Here is a 14,052-nt window from a genome sequence, read left to right as displayed (position 1 = left end):
CAAAGAATGTCATCTTTAAAAAAATTACTTAAAGAAAAAGGCTTTAAGCGTGTAAAGCTAAAATATACAAAAACACAGCATCTGGAATTAGTAGCCAGGATTAATGGGATTGAAGGAAACTTTATTCTAGATACAGGCGCCTCCAGTACTTGTGTAGGCCTTGAAGCAGTAGAACACTTTAAACTGCTTGCAGAAGATAGCGATATAAAAGCTGCCGGGGCTGGGGCAACCAATATGCTTACCCAAATTGCACAAAAGAATCAAATTGAAATTAAAGGCTGGAAAAAGAAAAAAGTAGACCTTGTACTTTTTGATTTAAGACATGTAAACGAAGCTCTTACAAATCATGAAGCTGAAAAAGTACATGGAATTATTGGCGCAGACCTGTTAAAAAAAGGGAAAGCCATTATAGACTACAAAGCACCGGCTCTTTACTTAAAATAGTAAAAAAAGGGGGTTTATCCCCTTGTCGTGAAACCACATTCTACCTAAGTTTGAGCTAATTAATGTTAGTAGAATGTCCAGCGTTTCAAAAAATAAAAATCCACATATTTTCCTTTATATACTATTGGGAATCTTTGTGATTTGTGTTTTATCTTTAAACATCGCGAATTTGTTGTTATTATTATAATTTGTTTTTACCAAAAAAAAGAGGCAACGAATTCGTTGCCTCTTTTTTTTGATTATCACTCTTTCCAATTAAAGTTCAAGAGCTCTTTTTACATCGTTATCCATCAATAGCTCCTCCGGGTTTTCTATAGCTTCTTTAATAGCCACCAGGAAACCTACAGATTCTTTTCCATCAATAATTCTATGGTCATAAGAAAGTGCCAAATACATAATAGGTCGAATCTCTACATGACCATCTATAGCAACAGGACGCTCTACTATATTATGCATTCCTAAAATTGCGCTTTGCGGAGGGTTTATAATTGGAGTAGAAAGCATAGAACCAAATACCCCACCATTTGTAATAGTAAAAGTACCCCCGGTCATTTCATCTACAGTAATTTTCCCATCACGCGCTCTTAATGCAAGGCGTTTCACCTCATCTTCTACACCTCTAAAACTTAAGTTTTCAGCATTTCTTATTACAGGCACCATCAAGCCTTTTGGGCCAGAAACTGCAATACTAATATCCTGATAGTCAAACTTAACCTGATGATCTCCATCTATCATAGAGTTCACATCAGGAAATTGCTTTAAGGCTCTCACTACTGCAAGGGTAAAGAAAGACATAAAGCCTAAGCCAACCCCATGCTTATCTTTAAATTCTTCTTTATATTTCTTTCGTAAATTAAAAATAGGCTGCATATCTACCTCATTAAAAGTAGTAAGCATAGCGGTATCATTTTTAACTGAAACCAAACGAGAAGCTACTTTTCTACGAAGCATAGACATTTTCTTCTTAGACTCCCCTCGTTTTCCTTTACCCGGGCTACCCATAGAAGCTTTGGCCTGAACCGCATCTTCTTTTGTGATACGACCATCTTTTCCGCTACCTTCTACATCCTTCTTATCAATCCCTTTTTCGTCCAGGATTTTTTTAGCTGCAGGAGACGGGCTCCCTTTTGCGTGAGAATCTTGCTTTTGCGCAGGTGTTGTGGACTTAGAAGGCTCCTCAGTTTTAGGTGCTGCCTTATCTTTATTTTCTTCCTCTTTATTTGAAGCCCCATCTTTAGACTCCTTTTTATCGTCACTTCCACCCGGCTTTTCAGCTTCGGTATCTATAAGACAAACTACTTCACCTACAGCCACAGCATCACCTTCCTCTGCTTTTAGTGTAATAATTCCGCTAGCTTCAGCCGGAAGTTCCAGGGTAGCTTTATCGCTATCTACTTCGGCAATTGCCTGATCTTTTTCTACATAGTCGCCATCTTCAACTAACCATTCAGCTATTTCAACTTCGGTTATAGATTCTCCCGGAGAAGGAACTTTCATTTCTAAGGCCATGATCTTTGTTTTTATTTAAAGTTTCCGCCAGGCGAAAACATTGGATTCGTTATTTTAAATTCTTTTTAATTCTCTACTGTTTTATCAAAAACGCTTGCAATCACCTTTTCGTGACGCTTTTTAAATCTTACAGAACTTCCGGCAGCAGGAGAACCATAAAATTTTCTACTGCAAACCCTAAAGTTTTTAGCTTGGTCAAAATGCAATAACATATGTCCATAAGCACCCATATTTCTTGGTTCTTCCTGGGCCCAAACTATATCATCTGCATTCTTGTATTTTTCAATAGTTTTATTCATTTTATCTGTAGGCAACGGGAATAATTGTTCCACACGCACCAATGCCACATCATCACGCCCATTCTCCTCTTTATACTCCAATAAATCGTAGTAAAATTTACCGGTACAAAACACAAGGGTTTTTACCTCTTCTGCCTTTGCTTTTGGATCGTCAAGTAAAGGCTGAAAACCGCCTTTTGAAAAATCTTCTTTTGTTGAAATTACTTTAGAATGCCTTAACAAGCTCTTTGGCGTAAAAATCACCAAAGGTTTTCTAAATCCGGCTTTCATTTGCCTACGCAAAATATGGAACATATTTGCCGGTGTAGTCACATCGGCTACGTACATATTATCTTTGGCACAAAGTTGAAGAAAACGCTCCATTCTTCCTGAAGAGTGTTCTGCCCCCTGGCCTTCATACCCATGGGGCAAGAAAAGCACCAGGCCGTTTTGTAATTTCCACTTATCTTCTGCAGCAGAAAGATACTGGTCTATCATTATTTGCGCACCATTTACAAAGTCCCCAAATTGAGCTTCCCAAATAGTTAAGGTTTTAGGGCTTGCCATCGCATAACCATAATCAAACCCCATAACACCATATTCTGAAAGCGGAGAGTTATACACAAAGAAATCGCCATCCCGACCTTCTATATTATTGTGCAAAATGATTTCCTCTTCACTATCTTCTACTTTTACTACTGCGTGGCGGTGAGAAAAAGTACCTCTTTCACTATCCTGACCACTAATTCGAATATTGAATCCTTCTTTTAGAAGCGAACCGTAGGCCAAGTGCTCTCCCATAGCCCAATCCAGCTTATCTTCCTCAAAATATTGTTTATTACGAAGCTCTATAATCTTTTTCACCTTACGCATAAACTTTTTATCCTCAGGTAATTTAGAAATAGCATCGGCAACCAAATCAAGATCCTCTAATTTGTAGGTAGTATCTATATCCTTGATCATTTCATCTTCAAAGACATTTTCGAAGCCTTCCCATTCATCTTGCATAAATGGGGTAATTCTTGTGTTTTTCTCCTTTTTAGAATCCTCGAGGTTTTCTTCCAGGTCTGCCTTATATTCTTCTTCAAGCTTCGTAAGATAAGCTTCATCAATTACCCCGGCTGCTTTTAATTTTTCAGCATAAATATCTCGTGCATTCTTATGTTTTGAAATAGCCTTATACAACTTAGGTTGTGTAAACTTAGGCTCATCTCCTTCATTGTGGCCATATTTTCTATAGCCCAATAAATCTATAAAAACATCTCGCTTAAATTTCATTCTAAAATCCAGCGCAAATGAAACTGCATGCACAACAGCTTCTACATCATCGGCATTTACATGCAATACAGGAGAGTGTGTTACTTTCCCTACGTCGGTACAGTAGGTAGAAGACCGCGCATCTAAATAATTTGTTGTAAAACCTATTTGATTGTTCACTACAATATGTATTGTACCTCCGGTTTCATAGCCTTCTAATTGGGCCATTTGCACCACTTCGTACACTACACCCTGCCCTGCAATAGCAGCATCGCCATGCACCAGAATAGGCAACACCTTCATATTGTCGCCTCCATAGTGCCTATCTTGTTTGGCTCTGGATATTCCCTGAACCACAGGCCCTACTGTTTCTAAATGCGAAGGGTTTGGTGCAATATTTATATTTATTCCTTTTCCATTATCTGTAAGTCGGCAAGAAGTCCACCCAAGATGATATTTTACATCACCATCAAAAATATCCTGTTCGTAATCTTTCCCGTCAAACTCACTAAAAATATCTTTTGCACTTTTACCAAAAATATTGGTTAAAGTATTTAACCTACCTCTATGAGCCATACCCATCACAAAATCCCTCACCCCGTAATCTGAAGCTTTTTCGATAAGCACATCGAGGGCTGGAATAAGGCTTTCGCCACCTTCTAACGAAAAACGTTTTTGACCCACATATTTTCTATGCAAAAATGATTCAAAAGAAACCGCCTGATTTAATTTCTTTAGGATTTTCTTTTTCTCCTCATTATTAAAATTAGGATGATTTTCGTTTGTATTTAATTTATCCTGAATCCATTTAATTTCCTCTGGTTTACGAATAAACATATATTCGATTCCGATAGATTCGCAATAAATTTTCTCGAGATGGTTTATTATCTCACGAAGGCTGCTTGGGCCAAGACCCAACATGTCACCCGCATTAAATTTTGTATCAAGATCAGCTTTCTCAAGCCCAAAGTTTTCTATATCCAGGGTTGGACGATATTGACGACGCTCCCTAACCGGATTTGTTTTTGTAAACAAATGCCCGCGGGTTCGGTAACCGTCTATAAGGCGTATAACCTTAAATTCCTTCACAACATGATCTGGAATCTCCCCTTCTTGAAAATTAACTGGAGCTTCTTCCAGGTTTTCTGCGGAAACTCCGTTTTGTTGCATTCCAAAATCAAAGCCTTGAAAAAAAGCCCTCCAACTGGGCTCTACACTATCGGGGTACTGAAGGTATTGATCGTAAAGTTCGGCAAAATATGCTGTGTGCGCAGCATTTAGAAATGAAAATCTATCCATAGTTTGAAACTAATGTTTCTTTTAAGTGTAAAACTAAGCAAAAATACGATTTTAAAAAAAACAGCCTGTAGTAAACCATAGAATTATCTTATGAATTATAAGAAGTTTAACATCCTAAAAACTTCAGGAGGTTGTTAAAAATATCTATTGCTTATAAATATGCAGATATAAGAGCAAAAGTATTAAGAAATTCTTAATCCAGGTTTTTCAAAAATTAAACCGTACGATTCATAAGCATTTCCCCAAATTCTCGTAAAGGGCGCTTTTTTTCTTCAGAGATTTCAATTTCATCAAGCACCTTAAAAGCCATTTCAGTATATTTTTCTATTTCAAGCTTTGTTAAAGCTGCGGCACCACTACTTCTAAATAGGCTTTTTACCGCATCAATTTTACCCGCAGTCTCAACAGGGTTTATAGTATACAAATGTTCCAACTGGCGCGCCTCGCTTTCTCCGGAAGCCTCCAGAGATTTTAAATAAAGAAAAGTCTTTTTATTTTCTATAATATCTCCTCCAGGCTGCTTCCCAAAAGTCTCAGGGTCTCCAAAAGCATCTAAATAATCGTCCTGAAGCTGAAATGCAATACCCAATAAGCGTCCAAATTCATATACAGATTCTTTATTTACGGCCGAAGTATTGGCCACAATGGCGCCCATTTGCAATGAAGCCCCCACCAGCACGGCAGTTTTATACTCTATCATTTTAAGATAGTCCTCAATGGTAACATCATCTCTAGACTCAAAATCTATATCATATTGCTGACCTTCACAAACCTGCATAGCAGTTTTACTAAACAATTTTGCCAATTCCTGAAAAGTCTCACTCCCATAATTTTCAAATAGTTGATAGGCATTTATCAACATAGCATCACCCGATAAAATTCCGGTGTTAATATCCCATCGCTCGTGCACGGTCTGCTTCCCCCTGCGCAAAGGCGCATCATCCATAATATCGTCGTGAACCAAAGAGAAATTGTGAAATATCTCTATGGCCAGGGCAGCATCCAGGGCTTTTTCATAACTGGCTTCAAAAATTTCAGCAGACATCAATACTAACACCGGCCTTAAACGCTTTCCTCCCAAACCAAGAATATAACGCATAGGGTTATAAAGGTTCTCGGGCTCTTTCACCTCTATTTTATAATCCAGATATTCCTGAAAAGCTTCTCTATATTGAGAAATAGACTTCATACCAAAAAATTTTCCGGCTAAAATACATTAATTGAAACTATTTCAAATTCGTAGAATAAGTTAAATTATCTTAAACCTTAGAAACTTTTCTTGTATCATAAGTTTCCATAACCTAATTTTGCACAAAAATTTCAAGAGAAATAACGTGAAAGAAGCAATTCAAACTACAGCTACCAACCTCTTCTTAAAACTAGGTTTTAAGAGTGTAACTATGGACGACATTGCAGAAGAAATGGGCATTTCCAAAAAAACTATTTATGCGCATTACAGCAACAAGTCTATGCTTATTGAAGGCAGTGTTTGGCAACTAATGGAAGAAATAAACACTGGTATAAAGTCTTTACGCGCAAAAAAACTAAATCCCATCGTAGAGAATTTTGAGGTAAAAGTATATGTACAGCGTATGCTTAAAAATGAAAAGACATCACCCCAATTTCAACTTAAAAAGTATTACCCCAAGATATATAACACAATTCGCAACAAGAAATTTGAAATCGCACAACATTCTATAATAGAGAATTTGGAGCGAGGTATTAAAAGTGGTCATTACCGCCCTAACATTTCCATTTCTTTTGTGAGCAGGCTTTATTTTGCCAGCTTATTAGCCATTAAGGATAAAAACCTTTTTCCAGAGGAAGAGTACAGCAACAATAAACTCATGGATTATTTACTGGAATATCATTTAAGAGCTATATGTACTCCAAAAGGCCTAAAAGTTTTAGAAGATTTACTAATCAAGAATAAAGAAAAAAATGAAATATAGACACCTGTTACTTTTACTAATTTCTATAAGCAGTATGGCCCAGGAAACTTCCCAAAGTTACAGTTTCTCCATGGAGGAAGCCATTGAATTTGGTTTAGAAAATAATTACACATCGGTAAATGCACAAAAAGATATTGAGATAGCCCTTAAACAAAAATGGGAAATTATTGCCCAGGGATTACCGCAAATAAGTGCTACTGCCGATTATCAAAATTATCTCAAACAGCCCGTCACCTTACTTCCGGCTGAAATAACCGGCGGCGAACCCGGCACTTTTACCCCGGTAACTTTTGGTACCGAGCAAAATGTAAATGCTACGGCCACCTGGAACCAATTAATTTTTGACGGGTCTTATATAGTAGGAATTCAATCAGCCAGAACTTTGCTTCAAATTTCTGAAAATGCCAAAACGAAAACCAATCTTGAGATAAAGAAGGCGGTAATTAATGCCTACGGCAATGTGTTACTGGCCGAGGAAAATGTAGCTATTCTTCAAAAAAATGTAGAAAACGTACAGAAGAACTACGATGAGACCAACGAAATCTATAAAAACGGGCTTACAGAACAGGAGGATGTAGAACAACTGGAAATCACCTTACTTAACTTAAAAAACAATTTAAGCCGAAGCAAACGTATGCGGGATATTGCTTATGAAATGTTTAATTTAACACTTGGGATTCCCGTTGAAATTCCCGTTAACCTAACCGAAGAACTGGATAACCTGGCGATGGAATATTTCGACCTGTCTCTATTACAAAAAGAAGTTCCGGTAGAAGAAAATATAGATTACCGCATTGCTGCGAATACAGCAGAGTCTCGTGAAATAGAGGTAAAACTGGAAAAATCTAAAGCGCTTCCTTCACTTACCGGATTTCTAAATTACGGCGTACAGGGGTTTAGCCAGGAATTCACTTTTTTAAATGAAGACCAGGAATATTTTGGGCAATCTATTTTAGGCTTAAGCTTAAACATCCCAATTTTAAGTAGCGGTATGCGTAGTGCCAGAACACAGCAAAAACAAATTGCCTACGAACAGGCCATGATAGAACTGGAACAAACAGAAAACGAAGTAAAACGCAAGATCAATTCGGCCAAAAGCGATTATGAGTTTAGCCTGGAAAACTACCAAAACCAAAAGAAAAATCTTGAACTTGCAGAAAGGATAGAGAGTAAAAATCAAATAAAGTTTTTTGAAGGAATTGCCAGTAGTTTTGAGTTAAGCGAAGCACAACGCCAACTCTACCAGGCACAACAAGACTTTTTACAGTCTATGCTTGATGTAATAACTGCCAAAGTAGAATTAGAAAACCTCCTGGACACCAGAAAATATAACAATGAAGATTAAATACACCCGTCAAATAACAACAATGAAAAAGTTAGCTGTTTTAATAAGTATTCCGCTTTTTTTGCTCTCCTGTGGAAATAAAGAAGAAGGAAAATCTATAGATGAACTTATAGAAAGTGAGAACCTCACAGAGATTAGAGCCAAAAAAACAGAATTGAGCAAAGAGCAAAGCGACCTTACCCAAAAGCTTGATAAACTTGACCAGGCTATAAATAGATTGGACAAAAGTAGACGTCTTGATCTCATTATGACGCAAGAAATAACTGACACTCTATTTAAGCATTATGCAGAAGTACAGGGGGATGTTGCAACTGATGAAAATATTGTAATCTATGCCGAGTTTTCAGGAATTCTTCAGGACGTGCGCGTAAAAGAAGGAGCCCAGGTAAGCAAAGGCCAGGTACTTGCTAAAATAGATGATGGCGGACTCTCAAGCGAATTAGCTCAATTAGAAACCCAGGCTACTTTAGCCAAAACCACTTTTGAGCGCCAGCAGCGTTTGTGGGAGCAAAATATTGGATCTGAGATGCAGTATTTAGAAGCCAAAACCAATTACGAATCTATGCAGAATTCTGTAAACAGATTAAAATCCCAATTAGATAAAACCATTGTAAGAGCTCCCTTTAGCGGAATTATAGACGAGGTAATTACCGAAGAAGGGGAAGTAGTAAGCCCTGGGCAAAGTCGGTTATTTCGCCTGGTAAGCTTAAAGAATATGTATGTAGAGGCCGATGTTCCCGAGGGTTATTTAAACAAAATAAACAAGGGCACCGAGGTAATTGTAGAAATAAGCTCTTTAGGCCGTGAATTTGAAGGTGAAGTAAGAAGAGTTGGTAATACAATTAATCCTAACAACCGTTCTTTTAGCATACAGGTTACGGTTCCTAACGAAAACGGGATGCTTAAACCCAACCAAATTGCCACCCTTAAACTAAATGACTACACGGCAGAAAACGCTGTAATTATTCCTGAAAATGCATTGCTAAAAAATGCGCAGGGCCAAAGTGTAGTGTTTATTTACAACGAGAAAGAAGCAACCGAAGACAATATAGGTATTGCTAAAAGACAAATAGTAGAAACAGGATATACTTATAATAGTCAGGTAGAAATTACCAGTGGCTTAAAAGCCGGAGAAATACTGATCGTAGAAGGCGCAAAAAACCTTAGAGATGGTCAGGAAGTTAAAATAAGAAACTAAGCTACAATGAATTTAGATAAAGAATTTAAGCTTTCGTCCTGGGCCATCAATAATAAAATGACGGTATATGTAATTATCGCCATTATCATGATTGGTGGACTCATGTCTTACTACAATATGCCAAGGGAAACTTTTCCCGAGGTTGTAGAGACTAAAATTTATGTAAGCTCTATTAACCCCGGAAACTCGGCCGAAGATGTAGAAAAATTTATTACCGAACCGCTGGAGGAAGAGTTTAACGATGTTGCCGGAGTAAAAGAAATTTCCTCTTCTACATTTCAGGATTATTCCCTGGTAATTGTTGAGTTTGATGAAGATGTAGAAGTTGAAAGTGCCAAGACAAAAGTAAAGGACAAGGTAGATATGGTGAAAGCCGAAACTACCTGGCCTACCTTAGATAATGGCGCCAAGGTAGAACCAAACGTGTTTGACCTTAACATTTCAGAAGAAATGCCTATTCTAAACATCAATCTTACCGGAGATTATACCGTTCAGCAATTAAAAGAATATGCCGAATATCTTCAGGAACGTATTGAATTGCTTCCACAAATAAAAGAGGCCAGTATTCGTGGGGCTGAAGAAATGGAAGTTGAAATCGCAGTAGACATCTATAAAATGACAGCTTCCAAGGTTAGTTTTTCTGATGTAATAAACGCAGTAAGTGCAGAAAATAGAACAATTTCAGGCGGAAATGTTATTAACAGCGGCGTTCAAAAAAATATACGTATAGTTGGGGAAATCGAAGATCCAAAAGAACTTCAAAATGTTGTAGTTAAAACCGATGGGGGCAATATTTTCTTAAAAGATATCGCGAATATTAATTTTAAGGAAAAAGATGCCACCACCTTTGCACGTGAATACGGTAAGCCGGTAGTAATGCTTGATGTAAAAAAGCGCGCCGGTAAAAATATGATCGAGGCCGTAGACCAGATTAAGGAAATTGTAAAAATAGAGCAGGAAGAATACCTTCCTGAAAGCCTTGGGATAAGCATTACCAACGACCTTTCTACCAATACCAAGAGCCAGGTAGACGATTTGGTGAACAACATTATTTTTGGGGTAATTCTGGTTGTTTTAGTCTTAATGTTTTTCCTTGGCTTTAGAAATGCCCTGTTTGTAGGAATTGCAATCCCACTATCTATGTTCCTTTCTTACATTATTCTATCCAGTATGGGATACACCCTAAATACCATGGTGCTTTTCGCCCTGGTAATGGGACTTGGAATGCTTGTAGATAACGGTATTGTGGTAGTAGAAAACGTCTATACTTTAATGGACGAGGGGATGCCACGAAAACAGGCGGCCAAGCAAGGTTTAGGAGAAATTGCCTGGCCAATTATAGCTTCAACAGCAACTACTTTAGCAGCATTTTTCCCACTAGGACTCTGGCCGGGAATTATAGGAAGTTTTATGGTAATTTTTCCTATTACACTGTCTATAGTCTTAGGTTCATCGCTTTTTGTAGCCCTTATAATTAACTCGATGCTTACCTCTCAGTTTATGAAAACAGAAGAAGGTGAGTTCACTAAGAAAAAACTTATAAGAATAAGCTCTATTCTAGCCGGGTTTGGAGGTTTATTACTCCTAATTGGATTCCTGGTAGATGCCGGTGCTTTAAGGGCTTTTGGAAATATATTAATCCTGGCAGCTATCCTGCTTTGGGCTTATAAATATTTTATATCAAAAGGTGTAGATTACTTTCAATATACCGCCCTTAAATGGATGGAGAATATTTATGAAAAAACCCTTAAATTCTCCCTACGCGGAAAAAAAGCCTATTTAGTTTTCTTCGGAACCCTACTTTTGCTATTCCTTTCTTTTGTATTAATTGCATTGGTACAACCAAAAGTATTGTTCTTTCCTGAAAATGAACCCAACCAGGTAATCACTTATATTGAATACCCACAGGGAACCGATATTCATAAAACAAATACCCTTACCAAAAAAGTAGAGCAACGCATCTTTGAAGCCGTAAAACAATATGAAGATGAAGACGGCTATAACTTTATGGTAGAGTCGGCCATTTCCCAGGTTGGTGAAGGTGCAGGAAACCCACAAACCGATGGTGGGCAGCAAAATGAAATGCCACATAAAGCCAAGGTCACACTCTCTATGCGCGAATTTACTGAACGACGCGGCGTAAGCAGTAGTGAAGTTCTATCTGTAGTTCGGGAAGCAGTACAGGGATTCCCCGGTGCTTCTATTGTAGTTGAAAAAGATGCAGCCGGCCCACCTACAGGTTACCCAATTAACATGGAACTAAAAGGTGAAGACTATGAGCAAATGCTAATGGAAGCAGAGAACCTGCGAACCTATATTAATGACCTTAGCATTGCAGGGATTGAAGAGTTAAAAATAGATGTAAACAAATCTAAACCCGAGTTAAGTGTAGAAGTAGATCGTAAAAAGGCAGGACAACTTGGAGTTTCTACCTCACAGGTAGGCCAAACGCTGCGACGTGCTATCTACGGGGAAGAGGTTTCAACTTACAAAGACGGTGACGACGATTACGAAATAAACGTAAGATTTGGTGATGAATATCGCTACAATGAAAATATATTGTTCAACCAACCGGTTACTTTCAAAGACCAAAACACGGGTGAAATAATTCAGGTACCAATTTCATCTTTAGTGAATACCGAGTCTTCTTCTTCTTTTAGTTCTATTAAAAGAAAAGATCTAAAAAGAGTAATTACCCTCTACTCTAACGTGCTTCAGGGTTATAATGGCAATGAGATTGTTGGCCAGCTAAAAACGGCACTTAGAAGTTACGATCTTCCCAAAGATATTAGTTTAGAGTTTACCGGAGAGCAAGAAGAACAGGAAGAAAATATGGCTTTCCTGGTAAAAGCTTTATTGATTGCCATGGGGGGTATTCTACTTATTCTTGTGGCACAATTTAACTCAATATCCAAACCAATTATTATTGTTATGGCAGTAGTATTAAGTTTGGTGGGAGTATTCCTTGGTTTGATTATCTTCCAAATGGATTTCATTATTATTATGACGATGATGGGGATTATCTCGCTCGCAGGAATTGTAGTAAACAATGCCATTGTTCTTATTGATTATACCCAAATTCTAATAGATCGTAAAAAGCGGGAACTAAATATAGATGAAGATGAATTGCTTACCCGCGCACAGTACTTCGACTGTATTGTAAGAGGTGGAAAATCCAGGTTAAGACCGGTATTGCTTACCGCAATTACTACGGTTCTTGGTCTAATTCCCTTAGCAGTAGGACTAAATATTGATTTCTTTAGCCTTTTTACAGATTACGATCCAAAAGTATTTATTGGTGGTGATAACGTTGTCTTCTGGGGGCCACTGGCCTGGACGGTAATCTTTGGATTGGTGTTTGCCACCTTCCTTACACTGGTAGTAGTTCCGGTTATGTTTTACCTTGTAAATAGAGCCAAAGTTAAAACAGCCGATAAACGCAAAGCGCGAAAACAAAGAAAACTGGAAGCACAGGCTTAAAAATTAAAAATGAGATTGTCTGAAAGGTCTATTCTCGTCAAGCTGAACTTGTTTCAGCTTCTAACATACTCTTAATTACCAACACGTTAGATCTTGAAATAAATTCAAGATGACGGTTTTAAAACCTTTTAAGACAACCTCATTTTTTTAACTAAAAAAACTCTATAAATCTATCATCTACTAATTACTCCTAGCTTAGCAAAAAACTAATTTTATTCTACTTTTTACAGAAAGCCCTTATTTCATTTTCCGTTTCAATTAGCTAGCTTATACCAGCAAACTTATTCCAATAAGTATTAACCAAAACAAGCGGAAATCATGAAAACAAAACATCAGTTTACCCGTTTACAAAAAATTTCAATCCTGTTAATATTTTTCTTTTCCTGCGGAATTTTTGCACAGGAAACCTATGAAAATTCAATTTCTTTTTCAAAAAGTGACTCAAACCTGAAATGGAGCCCCTGTCCAGATTTTATGCCTGAAGTTTTTAATATCGCTGTACTACAAGGCAATCCTACCGAAAAGAATACAGACATCTTTTTTAAAGTTCCAGCAAATGCTTATATCCCTGCCCTCACTCACACCTCGGCAGAAAGAATGGTTCTTATTGCCGGCGAGTTAGAAGTAATTTATAAAGGGGAGCAACCCCAAACTTTAAAAGAGGGCATGTATGCCTATGGGCCGGCCGGCAAGCCACATTCTCATATACGGAGATTCTCCCCGTGTTCTTTTTATTGATTTTGAAGAGCCTATAGAAATAGATTAGAAATATTGACATAAAAAAAGCCGCCTTATTTAGACAGCTTTTATACTTATGCTATATAGATATCAAGCTCTAATTCTCAGCTAAAGCTGCATCACTTTTCCAGGTATTTACCCCGGCAATTTGATTATTATCGTAATCTATTTCAGTAAGTTTATCTGAACTCCAAAAAAACCATTTTCCGGTTTTTTTCCCTTCGGTATAATTGGCTAAACTTTGCTTTTTTCCTTCAGTATCATAAGCCACCCATTCTCCATGCAGTTTTCCATTCTTATAAGTTCCCTGCTGTCTTATAGTTCCATCTTCATAAAAAAAAGTTCCTTTAATAAGGTCTCCCTCCTTTTCAAACTTTGGTTCCGGGCCTTCCTGCGCCATAGCAGCTGCACCAATAGTAAAAATGGCAGCCATCAATATGTTTTTTATCTTCTTCATAGCTTTTTTATTTATAATTCTCTCTACGAATATAGCCAAAACTTTACCTTAAAACAACAATCACGTAACATTAATTTAACATTAAAAACAAATAT

The 14,052-nt window shown here is 37.5% G+C and carries 10 protein-coding genes; 6 read left to right on the top strand and 4 right to left on the bottom strand.

What is annotated here, in order from left to right; all coding sequences use genetic code 11:
- The first annotated feature begins 6 nt into the window (after positions 1-6).
- Positions 7-444 carry a retropepsin-like aspartic protease gene (locus tag GUB10_RS03855; RefSeq protein ID WP_193710128.1) on the top strand — a complete coding sequence of 146 codons (438 nt, stop codon included), beginning with the start codon at positions 7-9 and terminating at the stop codon, positions 442-444.
- A 255-nt stretch (positions 445-699) separates the two neighbouring features.
- On the opposite strand, the gene odhB is transcribed toward GUB10_RS03855, so the two are convergent.
- From odhB to GUB10_RS03840, 3 genes are all read right to left on the bottom strand, one after another.
- Positions 700-1,953: a 2-oxoglutarate dehydrogenase complex dihydrolipoyllysine-residue succinyltransferase gene (gene odhB / locus GUB10_RS03850; RefSeq protein ID WP_193710127.1), complete on the bottom strand. Its 1,254-nt coding sequence runs from the start codon at positions 1,951-1,953 to the stop codon at positions 700-702.
- A 65-nt stretch (positions 1,954-2,018) separates the two neighbouring features.
- Entirely contained in the window at positions 2,019-4,787 is a 2,769-nt protein-coding gene (locus GUB10_RS03845; RefSeq protein ID WP_193710126.1) for a 2-oxoglutarate dehydrogenase E1 component, read from the bottom strand.
- 214 nt (positions 4,788-5,001) lie between these two features.
- A complete protein-coding gene (locus tag GUB10_RS03840) occupies positions 5,002-5,976 on the bottom strand; it encodes a polyprenyl synthetase family protein (protein ID WP_193710125.1) in 975 nt (324 codons plus the stop codon).
- A 145-nt stretch (positions 5,977-6,121) separates the two neighbouring features.
- On the opposite strand from GUB10_RS03840, the gene GUB10_RS03835 reads away from it, so the two are divergent.
- From GUB10_RS03835 to GUB10_RS03815, 5 genes are all read left to right on the top strand, one after another.
- A complete protein-coding gene (locus tag GUB10_RS03835) occupies positions 6,122-6,739 on the top strand; it encodes a TetR/AcrR family transcriptional regulator (protein WP_193710124.1) in 618 nt (205 codons plus the stop codon).
- Positions 6,729-8,084: a TolC family protein gene (locus tag GUB10_RS03830; protein WP_193710123.1), complete on the top strand. Its 1,356-nt coding sequence runs from the start codon at positions 6,729-6,731 to the stop codon at positions 8,082-8,084. Before GUB10_RS03835 ends, GUB10_RS03830 begins: the two co-directional genes overlap by 11 nt.
- A gap of 22 nt (positions 8,085-8,106) precedes the next feature.
- Complete coding sequence (locus tag GUB10_RS03825) at positions 8,107-9,282, top strand: efflux RND transporter periplasmic adaptor subunit (protein ID WP_193710122.1); 1,176 nt, start codon at positions 8,107-8,109, stop codon at positions 9,280-9,282.
- Between the two features lie 6 nt (positions 9,283-9,288).
- Positions 9,289-12,762: an efflux RND transporter permease subunit gene (locus GUB10_RS03820; RefSeq protein WP_193710121.1), complete on the top strand. Its 3,474-nt coding sequence runs from the start codon at positions 9,289-9,291 to the stop codon at positions 12,760-12,762.
- Between the two features lie 318 nt (positions 12,763-13,080).
- A complete protein-coding gene (locus GUB10_RS03815) occupies positions 13,081-13,500 on the top strand; it encodes a cupin domain-containing protein (protein ID WP_193710120.1) in 420 nt (139 codons plus the stop codon).
- 97 nt (positions 13,501-13,597) lie between these two features.
- Here the strand turns inward: GUB10_RS03815 and GUB10_RS03810 are convergent, their stop codons facing one another.
- The gene (locus tag GUB10_RS03810; protein ID WP_193710119.1) at positions 13,598-13,957 is read right to left on the bottom strand and encodes a toxin-antitoxin system YwqK family antitoxin; all 360 of its coding nucleotides are present in this window, start codon (positions 13,955-13,957) and stop codon (positions 13,598-13,600) included.
- Between the last annotated feature and the right edge of the window lie 95 nt (positions 13,958-14,052).

This window comes from Salegentibacter sp. BLCTC (assembly GCF_015143665.1).
In the GTDB taxonomy this organism is placed as follows: domain Bacteria; phylum Bacteroidota; class Bacteroidia; order Flavobacteriales; family Flavobacteriaceae; genus Salegentibacter; species Salegentibacter maritimus.
The sequence above is the reverse complement of the archived record's forward strand: the minus strand, read 5'-3'. Positions and strand labels throughout refer to the sequence as shown.